At 66.8% G+C, this 1454-nt stretch carries 2 protein-coding genes; one reads left to right on the forward strand and one right to left on the reverse strand.

The features are described from left to right. Window positions 1–70 precede the first annotated feature (70 nt). A protein-coding gene (locus ACWCSV_RS34550; RefSeq protein ID WP_451149227.1) for an IS5 family transposase occupies window positions 71–879 on the forward strand; the annotation gives its coding sequence in 2 pieces (ribosomal slippage) (window positions 71–410 and window positions 410–879; 810 coding nt in all). A gap of 75 nt (window positions 880–954) precedes the next feature. On the opposite strand, the gene ACWCSV_RS34555 is transcribed toward ACWCSV_RS34550, so the two are convergent. Continuing rightward, window positions 955–1281 (reverse strand): hypothetical protein, encoded by a 327-nt coding sequence (locus tag ACWCSV_RS34555; RefSeq protein WP_451149225.1) that lies wholly within the window; start codon window positions 1279–1281, stop codon window positions 955–957. Window positions 1282–1454 lie beyond the last annotated feature (173 nt).

The raw sequence follows: 1454 nt of genomic DNA on the forward strand, positions 1-1454 counted from the left end.
ACTGATCGTTTCAGAATGAGTTGAGCCGTGGGTCTTGCGCTCGACGATCTTGGTCGGCAGGGTGTCCGGCGTGCGTGCTGATCTTGTTCCTGACGACCTGTGGGAGCGGGTGGCCCCGTTGCTGCCGCCCGCCCCCGAACGGCGCCATCGCCACCCAGGGCGGCTGCGTGTTCCCGATCGCGTGGCGCTCGCCGGCGTCATGTACGTGCTGCGGACCGGTGTCGCGTGGCGTGACGTTCCTGCGGAGGCGGTGGGCTGTTCCGGGGTGACGGCCTGGCGCCGACTACGGGACTGGACCGAGGCCGGCGTCTGGCCGCGCCTGCACACCGCCCTGTTGATCGAGCTTCGTCGCGCCAGCCTGCTGGATCTGGACGACTGCTCCGTGGACGGATCGCACGTCCGGGCGCTAAAAGGGGGGACCGCGTCGGCCCCTCACCCGTCGATCGGGCCCGCTCTGGCTCGAAGCACCACCTGATCGTCGACCGTAACGGAACCCCGCTCGCCGTCACTCTCACCGGTGGCAACCGGCACGACGTCACCCAGCTCCTGCCCCTGCTCGACGCCGTTCCGTCGATCCGGGGTCTGCGGGGGCGTCCCCGCCGCAAACCCCGGCGTCTGTATGCCGACCGGGGCTACGACTACGACAAGTACCGCCGCCTGCTGCGGAAGCGCGGCATCAAGCCGATGATCGCCCGACGCGGCGTCGCTCACGGCTCCGGACTGGGCAAGGTGCGCTGGGTGGTCGAGCGCGCCTTCGCCTGGTTGCACCAGTTCAAACGGCTCCGAACGCGCTACGAGCGCCGCGCCGATCTCCACCAGGGCCTGCTCGAACTGGCCTGCAGCCTCATATGCCTGCGCCGCCTCCGAACTTCATTCTGAAAGATCAGTAAGGGGTGGCGCATCGAAGTTGGTGACAGGGTGGCGAAGTCGGGTTCCTGCCCCTGCGAGCTGAACTCAGGTGAGGTCGAAGGTGACGCTCACGGAGCCGTCCCAGTCCGGTGCCTCCACGAGCGTGAGGGTTTCATCCTCGGCCTCGACGACTCGCACCGTGATCCCGCCGCAGTCCTCATCTGGAAACGCAATGGAGAAGTGGGGATCCATCTCCATGAGGAAGTCCCAGCCCTCGCGTTGGGTCGTATCAAGGGCGTTGGCATGCCGACCGGTCGCCCGCCACTTGCCGACCGCGTCGACAGTGACAGTAATGTCGATGTCGTACATCTCAAGGCAAATCGACTGATTAGCCCACCATTCGAGGCGGCCCTGACCCACGAATCGATCCATGAGCACACTATGCAACTGTGCAGGCCGACCGGGCGAGCCTGCACGGCTGCCGGCCGTCGTGGGGCAGGCCGCGACACAGAACTGCATGGGGCAGACCGGACGGAGCCTCGCCTCATCCGGCCGGCACCCCACACGCCTTCGCCGCCTTGCGACCTCATTCTGAAACCATCAGT

The sequence above is a fragment of the Streptomyces sp. NPDC001770 genome (assembly GCF_053596135.1).